This window comes from Streptomyces sp. NPDC054863, assembly GCF_053610825.1.
The window spans coordinates 73,267-88,480 of the sequence record NZ_JBSGZD010000005.1 but is presented as its reverse complement, the minus strand read 5'-3'; the positions used below and the strand labels follow the sequence as shown (position 1 = coordinate 88,480).

The window sequence follows — 15,214 nt, the reverse complement described above, 5'->3', positions numbered from 1 at the left end:
GCACGGGACGGCGGCCCGCTCCTGCCTCTTGGTCCGGTGGTTCCGGCGCCCCGGTATTCCCGGCGCCTTACGCGCCGAAGACCGCCGGGTCCAGGCCCAGGCGCTTGCCCTCGTCCAGTGCGGCGAACGCGGCCATGTCGTCGGCGTCCAGCTCGAAGTCGAAGACGTCGATGTTCTCCGCGATCCGCGACGGCGTCACGGACTTCGGGATCACCACGTTGCCCAGCTGGAGGTGCCAGCGCAGCACCGCCTGGGCCGGGGTCCTGCCGTGCTTGCGGGCGACGGCCACCACCGTCGGGACCTCCAGGAGGCCCTTGCCCTGGCCGAGCGGCGACCAGGCCTCGGTCGCGATGGAGTGCTCCGCGTGCAGTGCGCGCAACTCGCCCTGCTGGAGCTGCGGGTGCAGCTCGATCTGGTTGACCGCCGGGACGACCGAGGTCTCGGCCAGCAGTGTCCGCAGGTGCTCCGGAAGGAAGTTGGAGACACCGATCGCCCTGGCGCGGCCGTCCGCGAGGATCTTCTCGAAGGCCTTGAAGGAGTCCACGAAGGTGCCCTGGCCCGGGGCCGGCCAGTGGATCAGGTACAGGTCGACGTAGTCCAGGCCCAGCTTGCCGAGCGACTCGTCGAAGGCGCGCAGGGTGGAGTCGTACCCCTGCTTGTCGTTCCACAGCTTGGTGGTGACGAAGAGTTCGTCACGGGCGATCCCGGAAGAGGCGAGCGCGCGGCCCGTGCCCTCCTCGTTCTCGTAGATCGCGGCCGTGTCGATGCTCCGGTAGCCGACTTCCAGAGCCTTGCTCACCGCTGCCGTGGCCTCGTCGTCCGGCACCTGCCAGACGCCGAATCCGAGCTGCGGCATTTCGACGCCGTTGTTGAGGGTCAGGGAGGGGGCCTTGCTCACGAGGAAACGGTCCTTACGTCGTCGGGGTTTCTCTGGGTACAACGATCATCACCGGACTCACATTCCCGGACGCGGTGATTTCCCGTCACCCATTAGCTTTTCACACAATTTACGTAGATCATCCGTGTATGACTGCTGACCGCACATGCGACGAGCTGATCGCCGAGGCCGCTTCGGTCTCCGTCGACGGCTGGGACTTCTCCTGGCTGGACGGCCGGGCCACCGAACAGCGGCCCTCCTGGGGGTACCAGCGGCTGATGGGTGAACGGCTCGCCGCCGCGTCCGCCGCGCTCGACATCCAGACCGGCGGCGGTGAAGTGCTCGCGGGCGCGCCGAAGTTGCCTCCGGTGATGGCCGCCACCGAGTCCTGGCCGCCGAACGTCGCGAAGGCGACGCAGTTGCTGCACCCGCTGGGCGCGGTCGTCGTCGCCGACGCGGACGAGCCGCCGCTGCCGTTCGCCGACGGCGCCTTCGACCTGGTCACCAGCCGGCATCCGGTGAAGGCGTGGTGGGAGGAGATCGCGCGCGTGCTCGCGCCCGGCGGCACGTACCTCTCCCAGCACGTCGGCCCGGCCAGCGTCTTCGAGGTCGTCGAGTACTTCCTCGGCCCGCAGCCCGAGGCGCGGCTGGGCCGCCGCCCGGAGACGGCCGAGGAGGAGGCGGAGGCGGCCGGACTGGAGATCGTCGACCTGCGGTCGGAGTCGCTGCGGACCGAGTTCTTCGACATCGGTGCGGTCGTCTACTTCCTGCGGAAGGTGATCTGGATGGTGCCCGGCTTCACGGTGGACAAGTACCGGGACCGGCTGCGCGAGATGGACGCACAGATCCGGCGGGACGGCTCGTTCGTGGCGCACACGGCGCGCTTCCTCATCGAGGCGCGCAAGCCTCTTTGAGGGGAGCCGGTGACCGGTAAGGGGCGACCTCCTGGAGGCCGCCCCTTACCGCTGCCCGCGGCGGGCCGCTGTCCGCGTCAGGCCAGTGAGACCAGCCCCAGGTGGTCCGGGTTCCACAGGTCCTCGGTCCCGTCGGGCAGAACGAGCACCCGGTCCGGGCGCAGGGCCTCGATCGCGCCCTCGTCGTGCGTGACCATCACGATCGCCCCCGGGTACGAGCCGACCGCGGCCAGCACCTCGCCGCGCGAGGCCGGGTCGAGGTTGTTGGTCGGCTCGTCGAGCAGCAGGACGTTCGCCCCGGAGTGCACGAGGCCTGCCAGCGCGAGGCGGGTCTTCTCACCGCCCGACAGCACTCCGGCGGGCTTGTCCGCGTCGTCCCCCGTGAACAGGAACGCCCCCAGCACCCGCCGGGCCTCGCCCTCGTCGAGGTGCGGGGCCGCCGACGCCAGGTTCTCCCGTACGGTACGGGCCGCCTCCAGCGTGTCGTGCTCCTGCGCGAAATACCCGAGGCGCAGACCGTGTCCGTGCACCACGCGCCCCGAGTCGGGCTCCTCGCGGCCGGCGAGGACGCGCAGCAGGGTCGTCTTGCCCGCCCCGTTGAGGCCGAGGACGACGAGCCTGCTGCCCCGGTCCACGGCCAGGTCGACACCGTGCAGTACCCCTTGGTCCCCGTACGACTTCGTCAGGCTGATCGCGCCGAGGGGCGTCCGCCCGCACGGTGCGGGTTCCGGCAGCCGGATCTTTGCGACCTTGTCCCTGCGGCGTACGGGGGCCAGCTCGGTCAGCATGCGGTCGGCGCGCCGGGCCATGTTCTTGGCGGCGACGGCGGTGGCGACGTTGGCCCGCATCCGGTCCGCCTGGGTGTGCAGCGCGGACGCCTTCCGCTCGGCGGCGGCCCGCTCCCGGGTGCGCCGCCGCTCGTCCGCGTCGCGCTGGGCGAGGTGGGCGTGCCAGCCGGTGTTGTGGACGTCCAGGGCGGCACGGGCCGGGTCCAGGTGGAAGACCCGGTTGACCGTGTCGGCGAGCAGGCCGGTGTCGTGGCTGATGACGACGAGGCCGCCCCGGTGGGAGAGCAGGAAGGTGCGCAGCCAGGCGACGGAGTCGGCGTCGAGGTGGTTCGTCGGCTCGTCGAGCAGGAGCGTGCCGTGGTCGGCGAAGAGGATCCGGGCCAGCTCGACGCGTCGCTTCTGACCGCCGGAGAGGTTGCCGACGGGGCGGTCCATGAGGGGGGCGGGCAGGCCGACGCCGGCGGCGACGCGGGCGGCCTCGGCCTCGGCGGCGTACCCGCCGCAGGACTGGAAGCGGGCCTCGGCGCGGGTGTACGCGGACATGGCCCGGCGCTCGGCGGCCGGGTCGGCGACCTGCGCCATGGCGGCCTCGGCAGCGCGCAGCGCCCGCACCGCACGGTCGAGACCCCGGGCGGAGAGGATCCGGTCGGTCACGGAGACCGTCGGGTCGGCGGCCCGGGAGTCCTGCGGGAGATGCCCGAGGGAGCCGGTGCGGGTGATCTCCCCTGCGGCGGGCGGGAGTTGCCCGGCGAGGGTGTTCAGCAGGGTGGTCTTGCCGGCGCCGTTGCGGCCGACGAGGCCGATGCGGTCGCCGGGGGCGATGTGGAAGGAGACGCCGGACAGCAGGAGTCGGGCGCCGACGCGGACGTCGGCACCGCGCACGGTGATCATGTAATTACGCTCCGGAGCAGCAAAAGGACACACGGGTGACGTGGGTGTGGGTCCTCAGCTAGGAAACGCGGGGCGTAGACATGGGAGAGAGGGTACCGGGGCGGGGCGCGGCGGGGCGAGGGGATTTTCGCGGGGGCGGGCCGCTTGGCGCGGGGTGTTCGGCGTGGGGCGCTTGGGGCGGGGCGTTCGGCGTTGGGTGCTCGCTGCGGGGTGGCGGGTGGGCTTCGTGCGGGTGCGTCGTGGCTGGTCGCGCAGTTCCCCGCGCCCCTAGAAGCCTGCCCCCTGGGCACAGGGCCGTCCCCGGGCGGAGCGCACCTCCCGCTCACCGCTCAGCGGTAGAGTGCGTTGACTTCCACCTCGTACGCCTTTTCGATCGCCTTCCGCTTCAGCTTCAGCGAGGGCGTCAGCAGGCCCTGGTCCTCGGTGAACTGGTGGGCCAGGATCCGGAACGTCCGGATCGATTCGGCCTGCGAGACCAGCGTGTTCGCCGCCACCACCGCCCGCCGGACCTCCATCTCCAGGTCCGGGTCCCGCACCAGGTCCTTCGGCGCCAGCGGCGGCTTGTTGTGCATCGCCAGCCAGTGGTCGACCGCTTCCAGGTCGAGGGTCACGAGGGCCGCCACGTACGGCCGGTCGTTCCCGACGACGATGCACTGGGCGACCAGCGGATGCGCCCGCACCCGTTCCTCCAGGCCCGTCGGCGACACGCTCTTGCCGCCGGACGTCACCAGGATTTCCTTCTTCCGCCCGGTGATCGTCAGGTAGCCGTCCTCGTCGAGGGAGCCGATGTCGCCGGTCGACAGCCAGCCGTCGTGCAGGACGGCCCTGCTCGCGGCCGGATCGTTCAGGTAGCCCGCGAAGACGTGGCCGCCGTGCAGCCAGACCTCGCCGTCGTCCGCGATGTGCACCGTCGTGCCGGGCAGCGGGAGGCCGACCGTGCCGAAGCGGGTGCGTTCCGGGGGGTTGGCGGTCGCCGCCGCCGTCGACTCCGTCAGCCCGTAACCCTCGAAGATGGTGACGCCCGCGCCCGCGAAGAACAGGCCGAGCCGTCGCTCCATCGCGGAGCCGCCCGACATCGCGTGCCGCACGCGCCCGCCCATCGCGTCGCGCACCTTGCCGTACACCAGCTTCTCGTAGAGCTGGTGCTGCATCCTCAAAGAGGCGGAGGGGCCGGGGCCCGTGCCGAACGCCTTGTGCTCGACCGCCTCCGCGTAACGGACCGCGAGTTCCACGGCCTTGTCGAAGACGCCCGCCTTTCCCGTCGCCTCCGCCTTCCGCCGGGCCGAGTGGTAGACCTTCTCGAAGATGTACGGGACGGCCAGGATGAAGGTCGGCCGGAAGGCCGCCAGATCGGGTATCAGCTCACCTGCGGACATGGCGGGCTGGTGCCCCAGCTTCACCTTGCCGCGTACCGCCGCCACCTCCACCATCCGCCCGAAGACGTGCGCGAGGGGGAGGAAGAGCAGGGTGGAGGCCTCGTCGCCGGGGGAGGAGCGGAAGACCGGCTCCCAGCGGGCCATCACGGTGTCCGTCTCGGTCATGAAGTTCGCGTGGGTGAGGACGCAGCCCTTGGGGCGCCCCGTGGTGCCGGACGTGTAGATGACGGTGGCGACCGAGTCGGGCGTGACCGCACGGCGGTGCCGGTGCACCACGTCGTCGTCGATCTGGGCGCCGGACGCGACGAGTTCGCCCACCGCGTCCGTGTCCAGCTGCCACAGCCGCTGCAGCCGCGGCAGCCGGTCGATCACGGAGGCCACCGTCATCGCGTGGTCCTCGTGCTCGACGAGGCACGCCACGGCCTCCGCGTCGTGCAGCGTCCAGAAGACCTGCTCGGTGGAGGCGGTCGGGTACACCGGTACGGGCTGCGCGCCGACCGCCCAGAGCGCGAAGTCGAAGAGCGTCCACTCGTAGCGCGTACGGGACATGATCGCGACGCGGTCGCCGAACCGCACGCCCTGTGCGAGCAGCCCCTTCGCGAGCGCCAGCACGTCGTCACGGAAGCCGGCGGCGGTCACGTCCAGCCAGTGTCCTGCCGCGGACTTGCGGCCCAGCGCGACCCGGTGCGGGTCCTCCTCGGCGTGACGGAACACGACGTCCGCCAGTCCGCCGACCTGAGGAGACGCAGCCATGGGTGGGACAGTGAACTCGCGCAATGACCTGCTCCTTGTAGCGCTCCGCGCAGCGCCGGTGACGGTACCCCAATGCACCCCGGTGCGGGAGGCTCGGACGGCGACCTTACTTCCGGGTAAGTCCGGCCGGGCGGAATCTCCACGGAATCTGTACGCGGCGGCCACCGGGCGCCTACGGGTGCCCGCTCCCCGGGCGGCGGGGGCCCGGACGCGGGTCCGCCCGTCCCGCCCTCATCCGCTCCTGTGCAGCCGGTCCGCCCCGGCCAGGATCGCCCCGGCCAGCGCCTCCGCCGCCTCCTGTGCCGCCGGCCTCCGGCTCCCGTGCAACAGCACGAAGTCGACCGTGCCCAGGTCGGGCAGCGCCGCAGCCGTCCCGGCGCGTGCGGCCGTCCCGCCGCGCACCGAGATCTCAGCCAGCCCCGGCGGGATCAGCCCCCGCGTGTGTGCCATCACCCCGAGCCCGGCCCGCGCCGCCGCCACCAGACCGCTGAGACTCCCGCTCGTACAGGCGATGCGCCAGGCCCGCCCGTGTGCCTCCAGCACCTCCAGCGCCCGCGCCCGGGTGATCGCCGGTGCCGGAAAGAGGATCAGCGGAACAGGCCGTTCCGCGTCCACCCGCAGTCCCGGCGCCCCGATCCAGGTGAGCCGGTCCTGCCAGACCAGTTCCCCGTGCGTGTCGTTCGCCCGCCGCTTCGCCAGCACCAGGTCGTGCCTGCCGCTCTCCAACTGCCGGTGCAGAATGCCCGAAAGCTCCACCGTCAGTTCCAGATCGACCTCCGGATGGTCGCGCCGGAACGCCTCCAGGATCTCCGGCAGCCTGGTCAGTACGAAGTCCTCGGACGCCCCGAACCGCAGCCGCCCGCGCAGCCGGGTCCCCGTGAAGAACGCCGCCGCCCGCTCGTGCGCGGCCAGGATCGTCCGGGCGAAGCCGAGCATCGCCTCACCGTCCTCGGTGAGCGCGACCCGGTGCGTGTCCCGTACGAAGAGGCGCCGCCCGGCCCCGTCCTCCAGCCGCCGCACGTGCTGGCTGACCGTCGACTGGCGCAGCCCGAGACGGCGCGCGGCCTGGGTGAAACTCAAGGTCTGGGCCACCGCGAGGAAGGTGCGCAGATGCGTGGGTTCGTACATACGACGCGACGCTAGCGCGCCCCCACCCGCCGTGCCATCGCGAACGGCAATAACAGTGAGCACGGTGTGCGGGTTTCCCGATCAGGGGGCGGGGAGCGACCATGACGTTCATGAACCGCCCCAAGCTGCCCTCCTGGCTGCCCGTCGACGCGTACATACTCGCGCTGGTCGCCACCGTCGTCGTCGCGACTGTGCTGCCCGCCTCCGGCACTGCCGCGACGGTGCTGGGGCACCTCACGACGGGAGCGGTCGCCTTCCTGTTCTTCCTGTACGGGGCGCGGCTCTCGACGGCGGAGGCCGTGGAGGGACTGAAGCACTGGCGGCTGCACCTCACGGTGCTCGCCGCCACCTTCGTGGCCTTCCCGCTGCTCGGACTCGCGGGCCGGGCCCTGGTCCCGCACGTCCTCACGCCCGAGCTCTACAACGGCTTCCTCTTCCTGTGCCTGGTGCCCTCCACGATCCAGTCCTCGATCACCTTCACCTCGATCGCCCGCGGCAACGTCGCCGCCGCGATCTGTGCCGGATCCTTCTCCAGCATCATCGGCATCCTCGCCACCCCGCTCCTCGCGGCGCTGCTGATCAGTGGTGGCTCGGCAGGGTTCTCCATGGACTCGCTGCTCAAGATCGTGCTCCAGCTCCTGGTGCCGTTCCTGGCGGGGCAGTTGCTGCGCCGCTGGATCGGCGGCCTCGTCACCCGGCACAAGAAGGGGCTGAGCCATTTCGACCGGGGCTCGATACTTCTCGTCGTGTACGCGGCCTTCAGCGCCGGCATGGTCCAGGGCATCTGGCAGCAGGTCTCCGCGGTCAGGCTGGTGGTGCTGATCGCCGTGGAGGCCGTGCTGCTCGCGGTGATGCTGGCGCTGACCTGGTACGGGACGGAGCGGCTCGGGTTCGCCAGGGCGGACCGGGTGGCGATCCAGTTCGCCGGGTCGAAGAAGAGCCTGGCGGCGGGGCTGCCGATGGCGACCGTACTGTTCGGGGCGCACGCGAGCCTGGCAGTACTGCCGCTGATGCTGTTCCACCAGATGCAGCTGATGGTCTGCGCGGTGATCGCACGCAGGCGCGCCAGGGACGTACTGCCGCAGGAGGGGCTGTCGCAGGACGTGCAGGACCCGTCATTTCGCCCCGCGGCGGCGGCTGGCAAGATCACCGGGTGACCTCAGCGATACGTACCTTCGGCTCCCGCCCCTGCGCCCTCACCGTGTGCCGGGGCTGCTGCTGCGGCGACGCCCGCAAACACCCCGGCACCGACCACGAGGGCCAGCTCGCGCGCCTGCGCGAGGCGGCGGCAGGGTCCGCGGGCCGTCTGGTCGTCCGTACGAGCGACTGCCTCGGCCCCTGCGGACAGGCGAACGTCGTGGTCGTCCAGCCGTCCACCGAGGGGCGTCGCCGGGGCGGCCGGGCGGCCTGGGTCGGCTGGGCGCTGGACGACGACGCCACGGACGAGATCCTGGCCTGGGTCGCGGCGGGCGGGCCCGGCATCGCGAAGCCACCCGCGACGCTGGAGCTCCAGTTCTTCCCGGCACCCGTGGAGAACCGCACCTCAAAGAGGCGCTGACGGGGTGCGGCGCGCGGGACGTCGTGCACGGGGCGCGGGACGTGGTGCACGGGACGCGGTGCACGGGGCCACGGGGTGCGGCGCACGGGCCGTTACGGCAGGAGGATGCGCTCCTCACCCGCGTACACATTCATGTTCGGCCCCCGCAGGAACCCGACCAGCGTCAGACCCGTCTCCACCGCCAGGTCCACGGCCAGCGACGACGGCGCGGAGACCGCGGCCAGGAACGGGATCCCCGCCATCACCGCCTTCTGCGCCAGCTCGAACGACGCCCGCCCCGACACCAGCAGGACCGCCCGCGACAGCGGCAGCCGTCCGTCCGTCAGCGCACGCCCCACCAGCTTGTCCACGGCGTTGTGCCGCCCCACGTCCTCCCGTACGTCGATCAGCTCGCCGGTGTCGGAGAACAGCGCGGCGGCGTGCAGCCCGCCCGTCTTGTCGAACACCTGCTGGGACGCGCGCAGCCGGTCCGGCAGGGAGGACAGCAGCTCGGGAGTCACCCGCACCGGCGGAACGTCCGCGATCGGAAAGCGCGCCTGCGTACGGACCGCGTCGAGGCTGGCCTTGCCGCACAGCCCGCACGAGGACGTCGTGTAGACGTTGCGCTCCAGGGTGATGTCGGGGACCGGCGTCCCGGGAACCAACCTGACGTCCACCACGTTGTACGAATTGGCGCCGTCCTCCTGGGCGCCCGCGCAGTAGACGATGTTCGCGACCTCCGCCCCGTCGCCGAGCACACCCTCGCTGACCAGGAAACCCGCGGCCAGCGCGAAGTCGTCGCCGGGCGTGCGCATGGTGATGGCCAGCGGTTTCCCGTTGAGCCTGATCTCCAGCGGCTCCTCGGCCACCAGTGTGTCCGGACGGCTGGTAACGGCCCCGTCCCTGATGCGGATGACGCGGCGGCGTGCGGTGACCCGGCCCATGGTGATCAGTCCTGCCCGACGTGAAGAGGTGACGAGGGTGAAGAGGTGGAGAGAGTGAAGAAACGAGCGGAGGTGCGTATTGCGGCGCCCATTGTCCGTGGGGTGGGCGGGAAGCTCCAAAGTCCGGGTGGCGAATGCTGTTGATTCACGCACCCTCGTACCGGTGAGTCACAAAGAAGACTGGGACGCTCCGACTGTCCGCAATGAGGGGTGGAGGCGCCGCATGACCGGTTCACGGATCGTTGCGCTCGGGCATTACCAACCGGCCAAGGTGCTCACGAACGAAGACCTGGCGAAGCTGGTAGACACCAGCGACGAATGGATCACCAGCCGGGTCGGCATCAGAACCCGGCACATGGCGGGCCCGGACGAGCCGGTCGACGAGCTCGCCGCGCACGCCGGGGCCAAGGCGCTCGCCTCGGCCGGGCTGGCCCCGGCCGAGATCGACCTCGTCCTGGTCGCCACCTCCACCGCCATCGACCGCTCGCCCAACATGGCCGCCCGGGTCGCCGCCCGCCTCGGCATGGGCTCGCCCGCCGTCATGGACCTCAACGTCGTCTGCTCGGGCTTCACCCACGCCCTCGCGACGGCCGACCACGCGGTACGGGCCGGTTCCGCGACCCGGGTCCTGGTGATCGGTGCCGACAAGATGACCGAGATCGCCGACTGGACCGACCGCTCCACCTGCGTTCTGGTCGGCGACGGCGCGGGCGCGGCGGTCGTCGAGGCGACCGAATCGGACGACGGCGGCTTCGCCGGTATGCACGCGGGCGCGATCGGCCCCGTGCTGTGGGGGTCCGTACCGGAGATGGGCCATGCGGTACGGATCGAGGGCACGCCCCCGCGCTTCGAACAGGTCGGCCAGACCGTGTACCGGTGGGCCACCACCCAGCTTCCGCCGATCGCCCGCAAGGTGTGCGAGCGCGCCGGGGTCGCCCCCGAGGAGCTGGCGGGAGTCGTCCTGCACCAGGCCAACCTCCGCCTGATCGAGCCGCTCGCCCAGCGCATCGGCGCGGTCAACGCGGTGATCGCCCGGGACGTCGTCGACTCGGGGAACACCTCGGCGGCGAGCATCCCGATGGCGTTCTCCAAACTGGTCGAACGCGGCGAGATCCGCTCCGGAGCACCGGTCCTGCTGTTCGGTTTCGGCGGCAACCTGTCGTACGCGGGTCAGGTCGTGCGCTGCCCCTAGGGCCGGCCGGGCCGGTTCCCGTCCGGCGGATCAGGGCGCCGGGAAGCGTGCGGCTGCAAGTGCCACGACTTTGTCCTCGCTCTGGAGAAAGTTGCACCGGATTCCCGCGCAACTTCTTCCCAGTCCCGGCAGCCGCTGCTACGTTCCCCTCCAAAGCCCGCCCAGGCCCGTAGGCCGGGCGAGCCCGAGGCAGGCCGAAGAGGCAGGAGGGGCACGTGAGGCGCATGACGGCTCGACCCGCGAACGCGCACCAGGCGCGACTGCTCCGCCTGCTGCGCGACGGCGGCCCCAACTCCCGTGCCCAGCTGGGCGACCAGGTCGACCTCTCCCGCTCCAAGCTCGCGGTCGAGGTCGACCGGCTCCTCGAAACGGGGCTCGTCGTCGCCGACGGACTCGCCGCCTCGCGCGGCGGCCGGCGCTCGCACAACATCCGGCTCGCCCCGGGACTGCGTTTCCTCGGCATCGACATCGGCGCCACGTCCATCGACGTCGCCGTCACCAACGCCGAGTTGGAGGTCCTGGGGCACCTCAACCACCCCATGGACGTACGGGAAGGCCCCGTCGCCGTCTTCGAACAGGCCCTCACCATGGCCGCCAAACTGAAGGCCTCGGGCATCGCCGAGGGCTTCGACGGCGCGGGCATCGGCGTCCCGGGCCCGGTCCGCTTCCCCGAGGGCGTCCCCGTCGCCCCGCCGATCATGCCCGGCTGGGACGGCTTCCCGGTCCGCGAGGCGCTCAGCCAGGAACTGGGCTGCCCCGTCATGGTCGACAACGACGTGAACCTCATGGCGATGGGGGAGCAGCACGCGGGCGTCGCCCGCTCCGTCGGCGACTTCCTCTGCGTCAAGATCGGCACCGGTATCGGCTGCGGCATCGTCGTCGCGGGCGAGGTCTACCGGGGCACGACGGGCAGCGCGGGCGACATCGGCCACATCCAGGTCGAACCGGAAGGCCGCCCTTGCGCATGCGGCAACAGGGGCTGCCTGGAGGCCCACTTCAGCGGCGCCGCACTGGCCCGCGACGCCGAGACGGCCGCCCGCGCGGGCCACTCCGCCGAACTCGCGGGCCGCCTCGACGTGGCCGGCCACCTGACCGCGGCCGACGTGGCCGCGGCGGCAGCGGCAGGGGACGCGACCTCCCTCGCCCTCATCCGCGAGGGCGGCAACCGGGTCGGCCAGGTCATCGCGGGCCTGGTCAGCTTCTTCAATCCCGGCCTGGTGGTGATCGGTGGCGGGGTGACCGGCCTCGGCCACAACCTCCTCGCGAGCGTCCGCACCCAGGTCTACCGCCAGTCACTGCCCCTCGCCACCGGCAACCTCCCCATCGTCCTGGGCGAGCTGGGCCCGGCGGCAGGCGTCATCGGCGCCGCCCGACTGATCAGCGACCACGTCTTCTCCCCGGCCTGACACGGGCCCCGCAGACCCCCGCCCCGCACTCACCGCATCGAGTACGACCCGCATCGAGTACGACCCGCATCGATGTACGACCCGCATCGACGTACGACCCGCAACGAGTACGACCTGTGTCGAGCAAGGCCGGCATTGAGCAAGGCCGGCACCGATGAAGCCCCGCACCACGCCCCGCCAGCTCCTCACACCTGGCCCGATCCGCATCCAGCACCGGCTGCAGCCCGAACCGCTCGCACTCCGCGTAACCCGCACCGCGTGTGGCCTGCACCTCGGACGATCCGCACCCCGCTCCACCGCGCGACCTGTACCTGTACCTGCACCTGCACTTGCGTCACCCGCACCCGCACCCCGCGCGCCCCACACCTGGCACAGCCCTGTCCGCTCACGGCCGTATCCGCCGAGGGGAAACGTCATGGCACCAGAGCACGCATCTCCACCGGCGCCCCCGCCGGACGACCCCAAGGAATCCGGCGGGTTCCCACCCACAGCCGGCCCGGGGGCCGCACCCGCAGGGGCCCCAGGGTCCGGGCGGGCCGAGGCCCCGGAGTCCGGACCCGCAGTCGGCCCGGGGGCCGAAGTCGCTGAATCCCCGGAGCCCGGACCCGCAGGCGATCCGGAGTCCGCACCCGCAGGTGCTCCGGGGGCCGGATCCGTGGGCGCCTCGGGCCCCGGACGGGCGGACACCCCAAGGCACACACCCGCAGGCGGCCCGGCGGTCGAAGCCGCCGACTCCCCGTGGCCCGCACCGGTCGATGCCCCGGTGTCCACACCTGTCGACTCCTCGGGAGCCGCCGCCGCAGCTTCCGTGCCCGGTCCCGCGCCCCTCCTCACCATGTCCGCCATCACCAAGTCCTTCCCCGGTGTCCGTGCCCTCGACGGCGTCGACCTGGAGGTCCTGCCGGGCGAGGTGCACTGTCTGCTCGGGCAGAACGGTGCCGGGAAGTCCACCCTCATCAAGGTGCTCGCCGGGGCCCACCAGCCCGACGGCGGACGGATCACCTGGGCCGGCGAGACCGTCGCCCTGAAGTCGCCGATCGCCGCCATGCGCCTCGGCATCGCCACCATCTACCAGGAACTCGACCTGGTGGAGGGCCTGTCCGTGGCCGAGAACGTCTTCCTCGGCCACGAGCCGACCACCGCCGGTTTCGTCGTACGGGGCCGGGCCGCGCGCGCCGCGGCCACCGCGCTGCTCACCCGCCTCGGGCATCCGGAGATCGACGCCGCCCGCCTCGTCGGTGCGCTGTCCGCCGCCCAGCGGCAGATCGTCTCGATGGCCCGTGCGCTCTCCCACGACGTACGCCTCATCGTCATGGACGAACCGTCGGCGGCCCTCGACCCCGACGAGGTCGACAACCTCTTCCGGATCGTCGCCGCCCTCACCGCCGACGGAGTCGCCGTCGTCCACATCTCGCACCGGCTTGAGGAGATCCGCCGCATCGGCGACCGCGTCACCGTTCTCAAGGACGGCCGCGCGGTGGCCGTCGGTCTCCCCGCCCGTACCACCCCCACCCGCGAGATCGTCGCGCTGATGACAGGGCGTGACGTCGAGTACGTCTTCCCGGAGCGACGGAGGCGGCAAGCCCCCGCACCGGATGTCCCCGGGCCCGTACTGAGCATCCAAGGACTGTGCAGGAGAGGCGAGTTCGAGCCGCTCGACCTGGACATCCACCCCGGTGAGATCGTCGGCCTGGCCGGACTCGTCGGTTCGGGGCGCTCCGAGATCCTGGAGACGATCTACGGTGCGCGCAGGCCGACCGCCGGTCACGTGGCAGTGGGCGGGCGGCAGTTGCGGACCGGAAGCGTGCGTGCCGCAGTCCGTGCGGGCATAGGGCTCGCCCCCGAGGAGCGCAAGGCCCAGGGCCTCCTCATGCTCGAATCCGTCACCCGCAACGTCTCGGTCTCGACCCTCTCGCGCTTCTCCAGGGGCGGCTGGCTCGACCGCGCCGCCGAGCGGAAGGCTGCCCAACAGGCCACCCGTGAACTGTCGTTGAGGCCCGACAACCCCGATGCCCGGATCCGCACCCTCTCCGGCGGCAACCAGCAGAAGGCCGTACTCGCCCGATGGCTGCTGCGCGGCTGCCGCGTCCTGCTCCTCGACGAACCGACCCGCGGCGTCGACGTCGGTGCGCGCGCCGAGCTGTACGCGGTGATCCGCCGCCTCGCCGACGAGGGACTCGCCGTACTCCTCGTCTCCAGCGAGGTCCCCGAGGTGCTCGGCCTCGCCGACCGGGTCCTGGTCCTGCGCGAAGGACGCCTCGTGCACACCGCGCCCGCGCACGAACTCGACGAACACCGCGTACTCGACCTCGTGATGGAAGGGAGCCCCGCCTCATGACGCAGTCCGACGTCTCCGACGCGTCAGGCGTCACGCCGCACCACGACCCACAGGGCCTCAAGTCGCCGCGCACAAAAGGCGGTTGGCGGGCCTACGGGCTGCGCCTCGACGTCCGAAGCCTCTCCCTCCTCGGGGTGCTCGCCGTCCTGATCGCCGTCGGCGGCATCACCAAGCCCGACCAGTTCCTGGACACCGGGAACCTCCAACTGGTCCTGACGCAGGCGTCGGTGATCGGCGTCGTCACCGTCGGCGTGACCTTCGTCATCACCAGCGGCGGCATCGACCTCTCCGTCGGTGCGATCGTCGCACTCGCCTCCGTCTGGGCGACGACCCTGGCCACCCAGGAGTTCGGCTTCGCGGGCATCCTGTTCACCGCGGTGATCGTCGGCACCGCCTGCGGACTCGTCAACGGACTGCTCATCGCCTACGGCCAGTTGGTGCCGTTCATCGCCACCCTCGCGATGCTCGCGTCCGCCCGCGGCCTCGCCCTCCAGATCACCGACGGCAGGACCCAGATCGTCACCGTGGAGTCGGTGCTCGACCTCGGGGTGCCCGACGCGTACGTCCTCGGGATCCCGCCCCTTGTTCTCGTGTTCGCCCTGGTCACGGTCGTCGGCTGGCTGATCCTCAACCGGACCACCTTCGGCCGCCGCACCGTCGCGGTCGGCGGCAACGCGGAAGCCGCCCGCCTCGCCGGCATCGACGTGCGCCGCCAGCGCCTCTACCTCTACCTGCTGTCCGGCCTGTGCTGCGGAATCGCCGCCTTCATGCTGGTCGTCCTGTCGGGCTCCGGCCAGAACACCAACGGCAACCTGTACGAACTCGACGCCATCGCCGCCGCGATCATCGGCGGCACCCTCCTCACCGGCGGACGCGGCACCATCGTCGGCTCGGTGCTCGGTGTCCTCGTCTTCACGACGATCACCAACATCTTCGCCCTCAACAACCTCCAGAGCGACGTCCAGCAGATCGCCAAGGGCGCGATCATCGTCGCCGCCGTCCTGGTGCAACGCCGCACCGTGCGCGGCGAATCCACCTAGCAACACACCGGCACATCAACCGAGTTGACC

At 71.6% G+C, this 15,214-nt stretch carries 12 protein-coding genes; 7 read left to right on the top strand and 5 right to left on the bottom strand.

The features are described from left to right. Window positions 1–67: 67 nt before the first annotated feature. Window positions 68–898: an aldo/keto reductase gene (locus ACWGIG_RS02390; RefSeq protein ID WP_453319603.1), complete on the bottom strand. Its 831-nt coding sequence runs from the start codon at window positions 896–898 to the stop codon at window positions 68–70. A 128-nt stretch (window positions 899–1,026) separates the two neighbouring features. Between ACWGIG_RS02390 and ACWGIG_RS02385 the strand changes: the two genes are divergently transcribed. Then, on the top strand, window positions 1,027–1,791 hold the full coding sequence (locus tag ACWGIG_RS02385; RefSeq protein WP_453319602.1) for a class I SAM-dependent methyltransferase: 765 nt from the start codon (window positions 1,027–1,029) through the stop codon (window positions 1,789–1,791). 77 nt (window positions 1,792–1,868) lie between these two features. Here ACWGIG_RS02385 and ACWGIG_RS02380 read toward each other — a convergent pair whose 3' ends face one another. The 3 genes from ACWGIG_RS02380 to ACWGIG_RS02370 form a co-directional block, all read right to left on the bottom strand. Next, window positions 1,869–3,470 carry an ABC-F family ATP-binding cassette domain-containing protein gene (locus ACWGIG_RS02380; RefSeq protein ID WP_453319601.1) on the bottom strand — a complete coding sequence of 534 codons (1,602 nt, stop codon included), beginning with the start codon at window positions 3,468–3,470 and terminating at the stop codon, window positions 1,869–1,871. 329 nt (window positions 3,471–3,799) lie between these two features. Next, on the bottom strand, window positions 3,800–5,599 hold the full coding sequence (locus tag ACWGIG_RS02375; protein WP_453319600.1) for an AMP-dependent synthetase/ligase: 1,800 nt from the start codon (window positions 5,597–5,599) through the stop codon (window positions 3,800–3,802). A gap of 231 nt (window positions 5,600–5,830) precedes the next feature. Further along, a complete protein-coding gene (locus ACWGIG_RS02370) occupies window positions 5,831–6,727 on the bottom strand; it encodes a LysR substrate-binding domain-containing protein (RefSeq protein WP_453319599.1) in 897 nt (298 codons plus the stop codon). A 110-nt stretch (window positions 6,728–6,837) separates the two neighbouring features. Here ACWGIG_RS02370 and ACWGIG_RS02365 point away from each other — a divergent pair, with 110 nt between their 5' ends. Beyond that, window positions 6,838–7,884 carry a bile acid:sodium symporter family protein gene (locus ACWGIG_RS02365; RefSeq protein WP_453319607.1) on the top strand — a complete coding sequence of 349 codons (1,047 nt, stop codon included), beginning with the start codon at window positions 6,838–6,840 and terminating at the stop codon, window positions 7,882–7,884. Next, window positions 7,881–8,285: a (2Fe-2S) ferredoxin domain-containing protein gene (locus ACWGIG_RS02360; protein ID WP_453319598.1), complete on the top strand. Its 405-nt coding sequence runs from the start codon at window positions 7,881–7,883 to the stop codon at window positions 8,283–8,285. The genes ACWGIG_RS02365 and ACWGIG_RS02360 overlap by 4 nt, the downstream gene beginning before the upstream one ends. 92 nt (window positions 8,286–8,377) lie before the next feature. On the opposite strand, the gene fdhD is transcribed toward ACWGIG_RS02360, so the two are convergent. After that, window positions 8,378–9,208, bottom strand: coding sequence for a formate dehydrogenase accessory sulfurtransferase FdhD (fdhD, locus tag ACWGIG_RS02355; RefSeq protein ID WP_453319597.1), 831 nt, complete (start codon window positions 9,206–9,208; stop codon window positions 8,378–8,380). Between the two features lie 223 nt (window positions 9,209–9,431). Here fdhD and ACWGIG_RS02350 point away from each other — a divergent pair, with 223 nt between their 5' ends. The 4 genes from ACWGIG_RS02350 (at window position 9,432) to ACWGIG_RS02335 (ending at window position 15,184) form a co-directional block, all read left to right on the top strand. Next, window positions 9,432–10,400, top strand: coding sequence for a beta-ketoacyl-ACP synthase III (locus ACWGIG_RS02350; RefSeq protein WP_453319596.1), 969 nt, complete (start codon window positions 9,432–9,434; stop codon window positions 10,398–10,400). 224 nt (window positions 10,401–10,624) lie between these two features. Beyond that, a complete protein-coding gene (locus ACWGIG_RS02345; RefSeq protein WP_453319595.1) occupies window positions 10,625–11,806 on the top strand; it encodes an ROK family protein in 1,182 nt (393 codons plus the stop codon). An 835-nt stretch (window positions 11,807–12,641) separates the two neighbouring features. Then, the gene (locus tag ACWGIG_RS02340) at window positions 12,642–14,144 is read left to right on the top strand and encodes a sugar ABC transporter ATP-binding protein (RefSeq protein WP_453319606.1); all 1,503 of its coding nucleotides are present in this window, start codon (window positions 12,642–12,644) and stop codon (window positions 14,142–14,144) included. After that, on the top strand, window positions 14,141–15,184 hold the full coding sequence (locus tag ACWGIG_RS02335; RefSeq protein WP_453319594.1) for an ABC transporter permease: 1,044 nt from the start codon (window positions 14,141–14,143) through the stop codon (window positions 15,182–15,184). The genes ACWGIG_RS02340 and ACWGIG_RS02335 overlap by 4 nt, the downstream gene beginning before the upstream one ends. The last annotated feature ends 30 nt before the right edge of the window (window positions 15,185–15,214 follow it).